Source organism: Streptomyces sp. AK08-02, assembly GCF_033795085.1.
GTDB lineage: Bacteria > Actinomycetota > Actinomycetes > Streptomycetales > Streptomycetaceae > Streptomyces > Streptomyces echiniscabiei.
In genome coordinates this window covers 92,079-105,962 of sequence record NZ_JARAZV010000026.1, presented here as the reverse complement: position 1 = coordinate 105,962, position 13,884 = coordinate 92,079, and the positions used below count along the sequence as shown (strand labels likewise).

Below are 13,884 nucleotides of genomic sequence, written 5' to 3'. Positions count from 1 at the left end.
GTCACAACAGCACCAGCCGGGGCGCCACTGCGCGCGGCGCCCCGGCCTCCCGGGCCAACTCCCGTGCACTGCCGAGCAGTCCGCCCAGGACGACGGCCCGGCGCGGGTGCCGATGACGCGAGTGTTCGACGGTGGACCCGATCCCGCTCCGCATCCGTCGGCAGCGCCGGGCGCCGCGGTCAGCGCCCCCTGACCGGCCGCCGCTTCGGCCGGCAGCAAGCCCCGGGCCGACCCCACCGCAGGACGCCCGGCGCGGCGCCACTCTGCCGGCGAACGCCTCGAACACCGACGATCCGCACCACGGGGGCCGCGTTCCCTCGTCGGCGAGCGCGAGGCCGGCCTTGACTACGCCGATCGGCCCGGAGATCGCGATGACGGGCGGTTCGGCGCTCACAGGAAGGTGCCCTGGGCGGAGGCGGGGAGAAACCCACGCGCACCCGGCCGAGTTCGTATCTAGGATTTCGGCGCGTCGTTGGTGTGGTAGATCTTGCTGACAATGGTCCACGTGCCATCGACTTTCAGAAGATTGAAGTAGTCGGTGAAGCACAGGCCGGAGACGTCGTTGGTATCGACACGTGCGTTGGCCGCAGTGCCGGTGACGTTGATGTAGGCGATCACGGCGCGGCCTTCCGGTGAGGGTCGGAAATCCCTGTCGATCCCCTCGTAGAGGGCCGTGATCGCACCGCCGGAGAGCTTTCCGTTCTCCACGCCGAAAATCGTCGCCTCTTCGGCGAACGCGGGCTTCATGATGGCGCTGTCGGCCTTGGCGACGCCCTGGTTGTACTTTTCCAGCACTTCGGTGATGGCGATGTGGTCAGCGACATAGGTCGGTTTCGACATGGTGTGTCTCCGGTCTGAGGTTGGGGCGCGCTCTTGCGCCGGGTTGGTCGAGACGTGGGTCAGGCCGCGTCGGTGGCCACTTGGCCAAAACCCGAACCGGGGCTTGTTCCGGTTGTTGAGCAACCAGCCCATGAACAGCTGGGGTACCTGCCGATTCACGGCTGGGACGCGCCGCAGAGTCCCGGCGGAGTCAGGTGGCGAACACTTGGGAGTCGTCGGCGAACGCCTTGAACTCCAGGGCGTTGCCGGCCGGGTCGAGCAGGAACATCGTCCATTGCTCGCCGGCTTCGCCTGCGAAGCGCACGTAGGGCTCGATGACGAATTCGGTTTCAGCGGCGCGTAGTTGGTCGGCGAGCCGGTGGAAGGCGTCGATGGTCAGGATCAGCCCGAAGTGCGGTACGGGGACGTCGTGGCCGTCGACCGGGTTGTGTATCTGTTCGGTACGGGCCGGGGCGAGGTGGGTGACGAACTGGTGGCCGTGCAGGTTCCAGTCCACCCAGGTGTCGGCGCTACGGCCCTGCTCCAGGCCGAGCGCCTCGCCGTAGAAGCGGCGGGCGGCGTCCAGGTCGTCGACCGGGACAGCGAGGTGGAAGCGGGGAATGGGGGAAGCGAGACGGGTCATGGGCCTGGGTTTCCTTCCGTACGGCGTGGGAGTGCCTGGCGCCTACCGGTTCTGGCGGGCGGGGGAAATGCAGCGACGCGGTTGCGGAGATGTCAGCGCTTGCGGCGCTCGACGACATAGGCGTACGGGTCGGGCCAGGTCGGCTCGGCGTCGAGCGCGAGGGCGGCGTGCTGGGGCCAGTAGGGGTTGCGTAGGAGTTCACGGCCGAGGAGGACCGCGTCGGCCTGCCCGCTGGTGAGGATGTCCTCGGCCTGCTGCGGCTCGGTGATGATGCCGACGGCGCCGGTGGGGATGCCGGTGGCCTGGCGGGCCTGGGCGGCGAAGGGCACCTGGTAGTTGGGTCCGGCGACGATCCTGGCGTCGGGGACCATGCCGCCGGTGGACACGTCGAGCAGGTCGACGCCGTGGGCGTGCAGCTCCTTGGCGAGGCGGACGGTGTCGTCCCCGGTCCAGCCCTCGCGCTGGTCCTCGGGATTCTCGGTCAGCCAGTCGGTGGCCGAGGTGCGGAAGAAGACCGGCAGATCCTCGGGCCACACGGCGCGGACGGCGTCGACGACCTCCAGGGCGAAGCGGAGCCGGTTCTCGAAGCTGCCGCCGTAGGCGTCGGTGCGGTGGTTGGCGGCCGGGGAGAGGAAGGAGTTGATCAGGAAGCCGTGGGCGCCGTGCACCTCGACGACCTGGAAGCCGGCGGCCAGTGCGCGCCGAGCGGAGTCCGCGAAGTCCCGGACGAGCTGCTGGATCTCCTCCACGGTCAGCTCATGAGGAACAGCCAGTCCGCCGAACGCGATGGAGCTGGGGGCGACGGGCTGCCAGCCGCCCTCGGCCTCGGGCACGTACCGGTCGGAGAGCCAGGGCTTGTCCATCGACGTCTTGCGGCCGGCGTGGGCGAGCTGGATGGCCGGGACGGCGCCGTGCGCCTTGATGGCCTCGACGATGCGGGTGAACGCCTCCTGCTGGCGGTCGTTCCACAGACCCAGGTCCCAGGGGGTGATGCGTCCGTCCGGGCGCACGCCGGTGGCCTCGACCATGACCAGGCCCGCGCCGCCGGCGGCGCGGGAGGCCAGGTGGGTGAGGTGGAAGTCGGTCGGCACACCGGTGTCCGGGCCTTCGGAGGCGGCGGAGTACATGCACATCGGGGACATCCACACCCGGTTGGGTATCCGAAGGGAACGCAGGGTGAGGGGCGTGAACAGGGAACTCATGCGGGTGGTACTTCTTTCGTGGTCGGTGGTCGGTGGTCGGTGATCGGTGTCATCGGACGGGTCGGCTGCCGTCCGGTGTCAGGCGATGACCGTGTGGATGCCTGCGAAGGCTGCACGGACTGGGGCGTAGGCCGCTTGAAGGACTCGCCCAAGACGCCGTGGAGATGCGAGGGCGGGCAGGACGCCGGGCTCAGGCGAGGCGGGCGACCGCGTCCGCGACGGGGGTCTCGCCGGAGGTCAGCTCGACGATGACGCGGCTGAGGGCGGGCTCGTGCAGGGCGGCGTCGATGAACGCGGCGACATCCTCGCGGTGTACGTCGCCGTACTCGACGGCGGGCCCGGCGGTGACCCGGCCGCTGCCGGCGGTGTCCAGCAGGGTTCCGGGACGGACGATCAGCCAGTCGAGATCGGTGCGCGCCAGGTACACGTCGGCGCTCTTCTTGACCTTGATGTAGTGCTCGAAGCCCTCACCGCCCTCGCCGCCGCGCAGCGCGTCGGGAAAGACCGAGACGAGGACGAACCGTGTCACCCCGGCGGCGGCAGCCGCGTCGGCTGCCTTCTCCAGGCCTTTGCCGTCGATGAGCGTGGTCTTGTCCATGCCGGTTCCGTGGGCGCCGGCCGAGAACACCACCGCGTCGTGCCCGGCGAGCTTGCCTGCCAGCTCCTCGACAGAGTCGGCGATCAGATCGCCGGTCACAGGCGTCGCACCGGCCGCGCGGATCGTGTCGGCCTGGGCCGGGCCGCGGTGCATGCCGGTCACCTCGTCGCCTCGCTCGGTCAGCAGGGCGGCGAGCCTCCTGCCGACACCTCCGGCGGCACCGATCTGGAACACCTTCACGGGAATCGTCTCCTTCCTGGCCGGATGCCCGGTCTCACCACTTGTCCTAATGTTGACATTGGGACAATGACGGAATGTTAACATCAGGACATGGAGAAGAGTCAACCCACAGGAGATCGATCGGTGGCCCCTGCCCGCCGCCGCGGACTGGCCGACGAGGTCGCCGACCGGATCCGGGAGGCGATCTTCAGCGGTGCATACGCACCCGGGGCACCACTGCGAGAGGTCGAACTCTCCGGCGTACTGCAGGTCAGCCGGGGGCCGGTGCGTGAGGCTCTGCGCGTACTGGAGCGCGAGGGGCTCGTGCACTGCGCCTGGCACCGCGGAACGCTGGTCACGACACTGTCCGCCGAGGATGTCGCCGAACTCGACAGCCTGCGCGGCGCGCTCGAGGACCTCGCCGTCCAGCAGGTCATCGCGTACGCCTCGGAGGAGGACCTCGCCGCCATCGAGAAGGCAGCCGGCGCGATGGACCGCACGACGGACCCGCACGCCATGGTCCGTCTGGACATCGCCTTCCATGACGCCGTGTTCGCCGCCACCGGCCACCAGCGTCTCGTCGCGGCCTGGGAGACCATCCGCTGCCAGGTCCACCTGTTCCTGCTGACCCGCATCGGCCTCAGCACCGAGGGCTACCTCGGCTGCATCCCCCAGGAGCACCACGCACTGGCCGCCGCACTGCGCGCTCGCGCCCCCCAGGCCGCCCTCCCCCTCTTCGCCGCCCACCGCCGCCACGCGGTGGACGTCGTCACCGGCACGCCGAGCCACCAGGCCTGACGACCGGTCCGCCGGAATCTGCAGCGGTGGGCGGGGATGCCGGACAGGGGCCGCGCCAGCCCTCGCCGACCTCCTGGCCAGCTGTACGCGCGACTGGCCGCCGGCTACCTGCACGCGATGATGTTCTACCGCTCCGACTCCGGCGCCGTGCTCACCGATGCGACCGCGGAGGTCGACGTCTTTGACGATCAGGCGGTACCTGGCTGCCGCCTGCCGCATCGATGGCTCACCAACGGTGGCCGCCAACCGTCCACACTCGACGTCGTCGGGGCGCAGTGGACTCCGCCGGCCGGGCCGAACGGTGCCGGCTGGCTCACAGCAGATACAGATGGCCTGGACCTACAAGTACGGCAGATCACGGCTCCCATGCTCGACGGTGACTCCGCCGTGTTCACCGAGATGGCGGGCACCGAGGCAGATGGCGCGTTACTGGTTCGTCCCGACGGGTTCGTCGCATGGCGATCGTGCAGCCTCCCCGTAGATCCGAGCGACATCGTCCGCTCCGCCGTCCGCACGCTACTCGGATACACCTGAGTGCTCAGCCAGGTGCGTGGCGCGAACAGCATGCGCGGTCCCGGGTCGAGCGGCGAACGGCGAACGGCGAACGGGAACACGCTTGTTGGCAGCGGACCGAGGTGTCGCTTGTCGACGCCGTGACTCCCGGCGCCCGGCGGATCGCCTCGCCGTAAGCCCGCGAGCCGTTCGCGGCAGACGACCACGACGCCGACATACGCGTGCAGCCATCGCTCAAGTGCGTGAGCCCTGTGGTCAGGCAGTACGCCGATCCCTTCGCCGACCGACGGCGTCCCGCCAGATGGGGCGGGCGATCAAGGAGTCGGGATCCGCAGATCGGTGACGCCGACTCCGCCCCACCGGGTGTTCAACTCGCCTCAGCAGGGCGCCTCATGGACCGTCGAGACAGTGCGAGCCGGAAGTTGGCCATGCCCGCGTCGAACCTCCTGGCCGGTTCGTAGCCACTGGATTCGCCGTCCAACAGCGCGGCCAGTACCGCATGCCTCAGAGCCATGGTCGTCGACCTCCTTGTCCATAGCACGCCGTTGGGCCCGTGCAGAGCGTCGGCGGGGCGTCGACCCTCATACTCTACTCAACTTAGCGATTACTCAACTTATTGAGTACTATGGTTTGTGCGGCACACCCCCGGAGCTCCTCGCGACTCGGGCCCGCCGTAGAGAGCCCGGCTCGCCAGCGCCGGACGCCACGCCACCGTGAGAGGACTGCCATGAACCCCAACAACGGCTTCCAGGGCGCCTATACGCCTGTCGCCGAGGAGGTCACCTCCTTCGACCTCCCGGTCACCGGCACCATCCCCGCCGAGCTCAACGGCCGCTACCTGCGCAACGGCCCCAACCCCCTGAACCTCGACGAGCCCCGGCTCCACCTGTTCACCGGAACCGGCATGGTGCACGGCGTACGACTGCGCGAGGGCAAGGCCGAGTGGTACCGCAACCGCTGGGTGCGCTCGGCGCACGTCGCCGAGGCACTCGGCGAACAGCCTCGCCCCGGCGCCTCCATGCGCCGCGTGGACACCGGCCCCAACACCCACGTCATCGGCCACGCCAACCGCACCTTCGCCCTGGTCGAGGCCGGCTCCCGGCCCTACGAACTCACCTACGACCTGGACACCGTGGGAGCCTGCGACTTCGACGGGACCCTGCGCGACGGCTTCGTCGCCCACCCCAAGCTGGACCCCACCACCGGAGAACTGCACGCCGTCACCTACGTCCTCGGCGGCGACACGCTGACCTACCTGGTCGTCTCCCCACTCGGCAAGGTCGTGCGCAGCGTGGCCATCTCCGCTCCGCACGCGCCGATGATGCACGACTTCGCGCTGACCCAGAGGTACGCCGTGCTGTACGACCTCCCGGTCACCTTCAGCCGGGCTGCCGCGGATTCCGGCAAGGCGTTCCCGATGAACTGGAACGAGGCCCGCGGCAGCCGCATCGGCCTGTTGCCCCGCAGCGGCACCGAGGTGCGCTGGTTCGATGTCAATCCGTGCTGGGTCTTCCACACACTCAACGCCTACGACCAGGGCGACACGGTCGTGGTCGACGTCGTGCGCTACCCGCAGATGTTCGCGGGGGCCGAGCTGATGGGCAACAGCCTTCCGACGCTCGACCGCTGGGTCATAGACACGGTCTCCGGGAGGGTCACCGAGACGCGCCTCGACGACCACCCACAGGAGTTCCCCGTGGTCAGTCCGGCCGTCGTCACCGGCACCTATCGCTACGGATACTCTGCGGTCACCCCGGACCTGATCCGCTACGCGGGCCCGGTCGGCACGCTGGACGGCCTGCCCGTCGACGCGTTCAGCGACTCACTGATCAAGCACGACCTCCACCGGCAGACCGCCACGGTCCGCGACTTCGGCACCGGCCACTACACAAGTGAGGCGTACTTCGTGCCCGCGCAGAACGCGCGGACGGAAGACGAAGACGACGGCTACGTCCTCGCCTACGTCTTCGACCCCGAGCGCGGTGCCACCGACCTGGTGATCCTCTCCGGGCAGGACTTCACCGGCGCCCCGATCGCCACAGTGCACCTGCCGACGCGCGTACCGCTCGGCTTCCACGGCAGCTGGATACCCGACCCCGCCTGACAGCCCGAATGCTCCTGAGCACCTCCCGCTCGGCGTGCGCGTACATTCCCGGGTGAACCGTCCGACCTTGAACCCCGCCGGCTCTGTCCATCATGACGACAGCTTCTCGGCGGCGTAGGTGGCCCGGTCGCCCGCAGCGAGCCGTTGCCAAACGACGGCGACGTCAGTGTGGATGCCCAGGGTGCGAGCGAGGACCGTGGCGGGTAACTCGGTGGCGAGTTGGAAGAGCGCGGTGCTGCGGGCCTGGTTGGGCCGGATTCCGAGCCGGTTCAGCCGCTGGGTCAGCTGTGTGGCGCTGATCGGGCGTCCAGGCCGGCCGCCGGGGAAGAGCCACGGGGACGGGACCAGGGCGCCCATGGCCGCGTAACCCTTGCGGTTCGCGGCGACGGTGCGGGTCGGCCGGGCGACGGGTCGGGCGGCCGGACGGGAGCATCGCCGAGGTGGAGACGTACTGCCTGGGCGCCGATCTCGACGTCCTCGACGGTCAACCGGCTGATCGCTGATGCCCTTTGGGCACAGAGGAGGAGAAGCAGTCCTGCCAGGCGGTCTTCGGGCTTGAGGTGGTCGTCGTGCGGGTCTCCAGGATGGGGTCGTCGTGGCTGTAGAGCTGGGACGCGATCGCCTCGTACCCCGGTTTGTGGATCAGCGCGTGAAAATGCGCCGGCCGGAAGGGAGGGAGGTCGAGCGCGGTCAGGAGATCGCACACGGGCCCGTCCACCGGCCGTCTCGGCAAGTACCGCCACGGTCAGCTGCTCTTCGTCCTGGATGATCACGTCGGTGTCCCCTCGTGACGGTCGACTGCCGACACACGGCAAGCACTGCCCCGCGAGTATCCGAAGACCGTCCGGTCCGCACAAAGCCCCTGTCCATCCAGTGAACATCGAGGCGCCGCAGCCCGGACAGGAGGGGTGCGCCCACCATGGGCGGGGATGGCGTCCCCTGTAGCACAACACCGTGACCCAGATTCACGGTCCACCGCAACGGCGACTCCGGGCCACCGTGTTCGTCACGGCTCGACCAGTGCCGGCAGGTCCGGGACCAATTCCGGGCCGAGATCCCTCAGACGCTTGTGGTCCGGACCCGGCTGCGGCCCCGGCCGGCCTCGTCCGACAAGAGCCGCACCGTCTCGCCAGGTGAGACCACGCAACTCAGGCCTGGGGCTCCGGAGCCGGCCCGCTGGTCCCCCTGACCACCAGTTCCGGGTCCAGCACAGCCTCCCTCGGCGCCACGCCCCGGCCCTCCAGCCGCTCCACGGCGAAGCGCACCGCGTGCTCCGCCATGAGGACCGCGTCCTGGCGCACCGTGGTCAGCCCGATCGGCATCAGGTGGGACAGATGGCTGTCGTCGTACCCGACGACCGACACGTCCCCGGGGACTTCAACCCCTGCCCGCGTCAAGGACATCAACAGCCCCCACGCACAACGGTCGTTGCCCGCGAGGACCGCGGTCGGCAGGGCCTGTCCCCGACCGCGCTCCGCCAGAAGCGACTCCCCTGTCTCGATACCCGACAGTTCGGTGTGGTCACCGGGAATGACCCGCGCCTCGGACTCCAGCCCGTGGCGGCGCATCGCGGCCCGATAGGCACGTCGCCGCTCCGCCGACCCAGGGCCGCTGCCGCCGTCGATGTGCACGATCCGACGGTGCCCCAGCTCGACGAGATGGTCCATGGCCTGCCGCACCCCCTTGCCCTCGGCCGAGTGCACGAAGTCGACATTGGCGTGGGGCACTCGGCGACTGACCGACACGGTGACCGTGCGACGCCCCAGCTCGTCGAGGTACTCGGCCTCCGCGTCGGAGCCGAGCAGGATCACCGCCTCGCAACGGTGACCGAGCAGAGCTTCGACCGCCTTGGTCTCCTCCCGGCTGTGCGTGGCTGCGGAGAGCAGGACGTCGTAGCCGAGCCGTTCGGCCTCGGGGTAGATGCCCGCGATGAGGTCCAGGTGGAAGGTCTGGTGCACGGTGAACATCACGCCGAGCGTGCGGCTGCGGCCCCGGGCGAGCAGCCTGGCCGCGTTGTCGGGGTGGTAGCCCATCTCGTCGGCGACACGCAGGACGCGTTCACGGGTTTCCTGACTGGCCCCCGGCCGGCCACGGAAAATGATCGACACGAGCGCCCTGGACACACCTGCCTTCGCGGCTACGTCCGCCATCGTGGGCCGCTGCTTGGCTGACGCATCCACCGGTGAAAACCCCCTTCGACGCGCCCCACCCTATGGGCGGTCGCGAAATCTCCTGGCAACAAGCTATTGACATGACATTTGGACAGGGTCATCGTACTCACCTAGAGCGCGCTAGTAGAGCGCGAGAGTGAAACATCCCCCGAGGAACTCCCCCGGTACCTCCGGAGCGAAGGGAACCCAGCGATGCCGTTCGATGTACTGGCCATGGGCCGTGTGGGAGTGGATGTGTATCCGCTCCAGACGGGTGTGGGGCTGGCGGAGGTCACGTCGTTCGGCAAGTACCTCGGCGGCAGCCCCACCAACGTCGCCGTGGCCGCCGCCCGTTACGGACACTCCGCGGCCGTGGTCACCAAGACGGGCCGGGACCCGTTCGGGGACTTCGTGCGGTCGGCTCTTGAGGGTTACGGCGTCGACATCCGTTTCGTCGGTACGTCGGACATCGCGCCGACGCCGGTGACGTTCTGCGAGATCTTCCCGCCGGACGACTTCCCCCTGTACTTCTACCGGCTGCCGAAGGCTCCCGACCTGGACATCCGTCCGGAGGAGCTGGACCTCGCGGCCGTACGCGATACCCGGATCCTGTGGGTCACCGGCACCGGCCTGAGCGAGGAGCCGAGCCGCTCGGCGACCCTCGCGGCACTGGCGCACCGGGCGAAGGCGGGGCCGACGGTGTTCGACCTGGACTGGCGGCCGATGTTCTGGAGCAATCCGGCGGACGCCCGTACGTACTACGCCGAGGCTCTGCGCCACACCAGCGTCGCGGTGGGCAACCTCGACGAGTGCGAGGTGGCGACCGGTGAGCGTGAGCCGTACGCCGCTGCGAAGGCGCTGCTGGCGGCCGGCGTGGAGCTGGCCGTGGTCAAGCAGGGCCCGAAGGGTGTGCTGGCGGTGGGCCGTGACGGCTCGGCCGCCGAGTTCCCGCCGGTCCCGGTCGATGTCGTCAACGGGCTCGGCGCGGGTGACGCCTTCGGCGGCGCCCTGTGTCACGGGCTGCTGTCGGGCTGGGACACCCGCCGCACCGTCGCCTTCGCCAACGCCGCCGGCGCGATCGTGGCGGGCCGGCTGTCCTGCTCCGACGCGATGCCCACCGAGGCCGAGGTCGAGGCGAAGCTCCGCGAGGCGTCCATCGCCGCCTCCGCCGTCGAAGGAAAGGCGTGACGACGTGCTGTCCGACAACGTGAACCGGATCGTGGCAGCCCGGGTCGGCGACCCCGGTGCCATCGCGGTGGCCGCCGAACGCCGGGTGAGGGCCGCCTCGCCGTTCGGCGAGCACGGCAGGGCGATGATCATCGCCGCCGACCATCCGGCGCGCGGCGCCAATGGCGTGGGTGGCGACCCGAACGCCATGGCCGACCGCTTCGCACTCCTCGACCGCCTGTGCACCGCCCTGGAGCGGCCCGGCGTCACGGGTGTGCTCGGCACGGCCGACATCCTCGAAGACCTCCTCCTGCTCGGCGTCCTCGACGGCAAGAGCGTCTTCGGGTCGATGAACCGGGCCGGGCTGGCGGGTTCCGTCTTCGAGATCGACGACCGGTTCACCGGCTACGACGCGGCGACGATCGCCGCGATGGGCTTCGACGGCGGCAAGATGCTCACCCGGATCGCGCTCGACGACCCGGCGACACCGTCCGCGCTGGAGAACACGGCACGTGCCGTCAACGAGCTGAACGACCGTCAACTCATCGCGATGGTCGAGCCGTTCCTCAGTTCCTGGCAGGACGGGAAGGTCCGCAACGACCTCTCGACGGATGCTGTCGTCACGTCGGTCAGTATCGCTGCGGGGCTGGGCCGGCGTACCGCCCACACCTGGCTGAAGCTGCCGGTCGTGGACGACATGGAGCGCGTACTGTCCGCCTCCACGCTCCCCGCGCTGCTGCTGGGCGGGGAGGTCAAGGACGCCGCCGCCGCGTTCGCGTCCTGGGGCAGGGCACTCAAGCAGCCGACCGCGCAGGGCCTGGTCGTGGGCCGCTCCCTCCTCTACCCCTCCAACGGCGATGTCGCCGGGGCGGTCGACAAGGCGGTGAGCCTGCTGTGAGCGACACCAGCAAGTACCACCTCCCTGCGGGGAGTTCGGCCGACGGACCCTACGACCTCCTGGTCACGCCCGAGTCGGCGGGCTGGGGATACTCCGGCCTCAGGATCCTGACCCTGAAGCCGGGTGGGGCGCACGCCCTGTCCACCCGGGACTGCGAGTTCCTGGTCCTGCCGCTGACGGGCTCCTGCACCGTCACCACGGACGGCAGGGCCTTCGAACTCGCCGGGCGGACAGGCGTGTTCGCCTCCGCCACCGACTTCGCCTACCTCCCGGCCGAGTCGGAGGCCCTGATCAGCAGCGCGTCCGGTGGGACGTTCGCGCTGCCCGCAGCCCGTACCGGGCGGAGCTCACTCTCCGCCCGGTACGGCCCCAAAGAGAACGTCCCCGTCGAACTGCGCGGCGCCGGCGCCTGCTCCCGCCAGGTCAACAACTACTGCCTGCCCGGCACCTTCGAGGCCGAGCAGCTCCTCGTCTGCGAGGTCCTCACACCCGGCGGCAACTGGTCCTCCTACCCGCCCCACAAGCACGACGAGGCGCGTACGGACGAGGCAGGCAACCCGGTCGAGTCGGAGCTGGAGGAGATCTACTACTTCCAGGTCTCCGGCGACGGGAACGGCTTCGGCTACCAGCGGGTGTACGGAACCGAGGACCGGCCGATCGACGTGCTCGCCGAGATCCGCTCCGGCGACACCGTGCTGATCCCGCACGGCTGGCACGGCCCGTCGATCGCCGCACCCGGCTACGACCTCTACTACCTCAACGTCATGGCCGGCCCGGGACAGGACCGCGCCTGGCTGATCTGCGACGACCCCGCCCACGGCTGGGTGCGTTCCACCTGGCAGGCCCAGGACGTCGACGACCGGCTGCCCTTCGGAGAGAACCAATGACTACCGTCCGACTGACCACCGCGCAGGCCCTGGTCCGTTTCCTCGCGAACCAGTACAGCGAGCGCGACGGACAGGAGCAGCGGCTGATCCCGGGTGTGTGGGGCATCTTCGGGCACGGCAACGTGGCCGGCCTCGGCCAGGCGCTCCTCCAGGCCGCCGTCACCAGGGAGGCCGATCTCCCCTACTACCTGGCCCGCAACGAGCAGGGCATGGTCCACGCGTCCGTCGCCTACGCCAAGATGCGCGACCGGCTCGCGACCTTCGCCTGCTCCGCCTCCACCGGCCCCGGCTCCACCAACATGATCACCGGCGCGGCCCTGGCCACCACCAACCGCATCCCGGTCCTCCTGCTGCCGTCCGACATGTTCGCCACCCGCGCCGCCGACCCCGTCCTGCAGCAACTGGAGGACACCCGGGGCGGGGACGTCACCGTCAACGACACCTTCCGCGCCGTCTCCAAGTACTTCGACCGCATCTCCCGGCCCGAACAGCTCATCCCCGCCGCGCTCGCGACGATGCGGGTGCTCACCGACCCGGTGGAGACCGGCGCCGTCACCCTCGCCCTGCCGCAGGACGTGCAGGCGGAGGCGTACGACTGGCCGCTCGCGTTCTTCCGCCGCCGGGTGTGGCACATCGGCCGCCCGGTTCCGGAACCCCAGGCCGTGCAGCGGGCTGCCGCTCTTCTCCGCAACGCGAAGAAGCCGCTGATCGTGGCCGGCGGCGGAGCCGTCTACTCCGGTGCCGAGACCGCGCTGCGCGCCTTCGCCGAGGCCACCGGCATCCCGGTCGCCGACACCCACGCGGGCAAGGGCGCGGTGCCGTGGGACCACCCGTACGCCGTCGGCGGCCTCGGCTCGACCGGCTCGTACGCCGCCAACGAACTCGCCCGCGATGCCGACATCGTCCTCGGGATCGGCACCCGCTACTCCGACTTCACCACCGCCAGCCACACCGTCTTCGCCAACCCCGACGTCACCTTCGTCAACCTCAACGTCGCCCGCCTCGACGCCGTCAAGCACTCCGCGGAACCCCTCGTCGCGGACGCCCGCCTCGGCATCCAGGCGTTGGCGGGAGCGCTCACCGACTGGGAAGTCGACCAGGAGTACCGGGACCGGACACGCCAACTCGTCTCCCGTACAAGGGAGATCGAGGAGACCTGCTTCGCACCGGAGCGCAACACCGGCCGCCTCCCCGCCCAGACCCAGATCCTGGGCGCCCTCAACGACGTACTCGGCGACCGTGACGTCGTCATCAACGCGGCCGGCTCCATGCCCGGTGACCTCCAACAGCTGTGGCGGGCGAGGGATCCGAAGGCCTATCACGTCGAGTACGCCTACTCCTGCATGGGCTACGAGGTCGCCGCCGGCGTCGGCGCGAAGATGGCCGACCCGTCGCGCGAAGTCGTCGTCCTCGTCGGCGACGGCTCGTATCTGATGATGGCTCAGGAGATCGTGACCATGATCTCCGAAGGCCTGAAGGTCATCGTCGTCCTCGTCCAGAACCACGGCTTCGCCTCCATCGGAGCCCTCTCCGAATCGCTCGGCTCGCAGCGGTTCGGCACCAACTACCGCTACCGCAACGGCGATTCGGGACAGCTCGACGGAGATGTCCTCCCCGTCGACCTCGCCGCCAACGCCTCCAGCCTCGGCGCCGACGTCCTGCACGCCACCACCGTCGACGACTTCCGTACCGCGATGGAGAAGGCCAAGGCCGCCACCCGCACCACCGTCGTGCACGTCGAGACCGACCTTCACGGGCCGAACCCGCCCGGCCACGGCTGGTGGGACGTCCCCGTCGCCCAGACCTCCGCCCTGGACACCACCCGCGCCGCCTACCAGACCTACGCCGCCCACAAGCCCGGCCAGCGCCACTACCTGTAAGGACAC

At 69.8% G+C, this 13,884-nt stretch carries 15 protein-coding genes and 1 pseudogene; 7 read left to right on the top strand and 9 right to left on the bottom strand.

Annotation, left to right across the window (positions count from 1 at the left end; genetic code table 11):
* Position 1: 1 nt before the first annotated feature.
* From PV734_RS40895 to PV734_RS40875, 5 genes are all read right to left on the bottom strand, one after another.
* On the bottom strand, positions 2-394 hold the full coding sequence (locus tag PV734_RS40895; protein ID WP_319098709.1) for a hypothetical protein: 393 nt from the start codon (positions 392-394) through the stop codon (positions 2-4).
* 59 nt (positions 395-453) lie between these two features.
* A complete protein-coding gene (locus PV734_RS40890; protein ID WP_319098708.1) occupies positions 454-840 on the bottom strand; it encodes a nuclear transport factor 2 family protein in 387 nt (128 codons plus the stop codon).
* Positions 841-1,030: 190 nt separating this feature from the next.
* The gene (locus tag PV734_RS40885) at positions 1,031-1,462 is read right to left on the bottom strand and encodes a VOC family protein (protein WP_319098707.1); all 432 of its coding nucleotides are present in this window, start codon (positions 1,460-1,462) and stop codon (positions 1,031-1,033) included.
* A 92-nt stretch (positions 1,463-1,554) separates the two neighbouring features.
* Positions 1,555-2,664 carry an NADH:flavin oxidoreductase/NADH oxidase gene (locus tag PV734_RS40880; RefSeq protein ID WP_319294510.1) on the bottom strand — a complete coding sequence of 370 codons (1,110 nt, stop codon included), beginning with the start codon at positions 2,662-2,664 and terminating at the stop codon, positions 1,555-1,557.
* Between the two features lie 190 nt (positions 2,665-2,854).
* A complete protein-coding gene (locus tag PV734_RS40875) occupies positions 2,855-3,502 on the bottom strand; it encodes an NAD(P)H-binding protein (protein WP_319098704.1) in 648 nt (215 codons plus the stop codon).
* A 123-nt stretch (positions 3,503-3,625) separates the two neighbouring features.
* On the opposite strand from PV734_RS40875, the gene PV734_RS40870 reads away from it, so the two are divergent.
* Together PV734_RS40870 and PV734_RS40865 are read left to right on the top strand one after the other, a co-directional pair.
* Positions 3,626-4,279: a GntR family transcriptional regulator gene (locus PV734_RS40870; RefSeq protein ID WP_319294508.1), complete on the top strand. Its 654-nt coding sequence runs from the start codon at positions 3,626-3,628 to the stop codon at positions 4,277-4,279.
* Positions 4,280-4,396: 117 nt separating this feature from the next.
* Positions 4,397-4,813, top strand: a complete 417-nt coding sequence (locus PV734_RS40865; protein ID WP_319294506.1) for a hypothetical protein — start codon at positions 4,397-4,399, stop codon at positions 4,811-4,813.
* A 376-nt stretch (positions 4,814-5,189) separates the two neighbouring features.
* On the opposite strand, the pseudogene PV734_RS40860 reads toward PV734_RS40865, so the two are convergent.
* A pseudogene (locus PV734_RS40860) lies at positions 5,190-5,306 on the bottom strand (PadR family transcriptional regulator); the annotation flags it as partial.
* 213 nt (positions 5,307-5,519) lie between these two features.
* Between PV734_RS40860 and PV734_RS40855 the strand changes: the two are divergent.
* Entirely contained in the window at positions 5,520-6,896 is a 1,377-nt protein-coding gene (locus PV734_RS40855; protein ID WP_319294504.1) for a carotenoid oxygenase family protein, read from the top strand.
* A gap of 90 nt (positions 6,897-6,986) precedes the next feature.
* Here the strand turns inward: PV734_RS40855 and PV734_RS40850 are convergent, their stop codons facing one another.
* The 3 genes from PV734_RS40850 to PV734_RS40840 form a co-directional block, all read right to left on the bottom strand.
* Positions 6,987-7,253 (bottom strand): hypothetical protein, encoded by a 267-nt coding sequence (locus PV734_RS40850; RefSeq protein ID WP_319098700.1) that lies wholly within the window; start codon positions 7,251-7,253, stop codon positions 6,987-6,989.
* Positions 7,254-7,380: 127 nt separating this feature from the next.
* Positions 7,381-7,602, bottom strand: a complete 222-nt coding sequence (locus PV734_RS40845) for a hypothetical protein (protein WP_415924348.1) — start codon at positions 7,600-7,602, stop codon at positions 7,381-7,383.
* 442 nt (positions 7,603-8,044) lie between these two features.
* On the bottom strand, positions 8,045-9,046 hold the full coding sequence (locus tag PV734_RS40840; RefSeq protein ID WP_319294526.1) for a LacI family DNA-binding transcriptional regulator: 1,002 nt from the start codon (positions 9,044-9,046) through the stop codon (positions 8,045-8,047).
* Between the two features lie 213 nt (positions 9,047-9,259).
* Here PV734_RS40840 and iolC point away from each other — a divergent pair, with 213 nt between their 5' ends.
* From iolC to iolD, 4 genes are read left to right on the top strand one after another with little or no spacing between them, the layout of a single operon-like run.
* On the top strand, positions 9,260-10,234 hold the full coding sequence (iolC, locus tag PV734_RS40835) for a 5-dehydro-2-deoxygluconokinase (protein ID WP_319294500.1): 975 nt from the start codon (positions 9,260-9,262) through the stop codon (positions 10,232-10,234).
* Positions 10,235-10,238: 4 nt separating this feature from the next.
* A complete protein-coding gene (locus PV734_RS40830; protein WP_319294498.1) occupies positions 10,239-11,111 on the top strand; it encodes an aldolase in 873 nt (290 codons plus the stop codon).
* Positions 11,108-11,998 (top strand): 5-deoxy-glucuronate isomerase, encoded by an 891-nt coding sequence (gene iolB, locus PV734_RS40825; protein WP_319294496.1) that lies wholly within the window; start codon positions 11,108-11,110, stop codon positions 11,996-11,998. The genes PV734_RS40830 and iolB overlap by 4 nt, the downstream gene beginning before the upstream one ends.
* Entirely contained in the window at positions 11,995-13,878 is a 1,884-nt protein-coding gene (gene iolD / locus PV734_RS40820) for a 3D-(3,5/4)-trihydroxycyclohexane-1,2-dione acylhydrolase (decyclizing) (protein WP_319294494.1), read from the top strand. Before iolB ends, iolD begins: the two co-directional genes overlap by 4 nt.
* The last annotated feature ends 6 nt before the right edge of the window (positions 13,879-13,884 follow it).